Here is a 249-nt window from a genome sequence, read left to right as displayed (position 1 = left end):
GGCACCGAGGGCAAGCTCGGCGGCCAGGCCGAAGTGCCCGGCGTCGCCGGCACCTGGAAGGATTTGACCGACAACGTCAACTTCATGGCGTCGAACCTGACCGCGCAGGTCCGCAACATCGCCGAGGTCGCAAGCGCGATCGCCGGCGGCGACCTGTCGAAGAAGATCACCGTGGACGTGCGCGGCGAGATCCTGCTGCTCAAGGACACCCTGAACACGATGGTCGAGCAGTTGCGCTCGTTCGCCGCC

The 249-nt window shown here is 66.7% G+C and carries 1 protein-coding gene; it reads left to right on the top strand.

Annotated features, from left to right (window positions below; genetic code table 11):
- Positions 1-249 (top strand): HAMP domain-containing protein (locus tag AKL29_RS44840; protein ID WP_244482043.1); only part of this gene is annotated, 249 nt, incomplete at both ends.

The sequence above is a fragment of the Bradyrhizobium pachyrhizi genome (genome assembly GCF_001189245.1).
Classification (GTDB): domain Bacteria; phylum Pseudomonadota; class Alphaproteobacteria; order Rhizobiales; family Xanthobacteraceae; genus Bradyrhizobium; species Bradyrhizobium pachyrhizi.
This window is presented reverse-complemented; position numbering and strand designations above follow the sequence as displayed.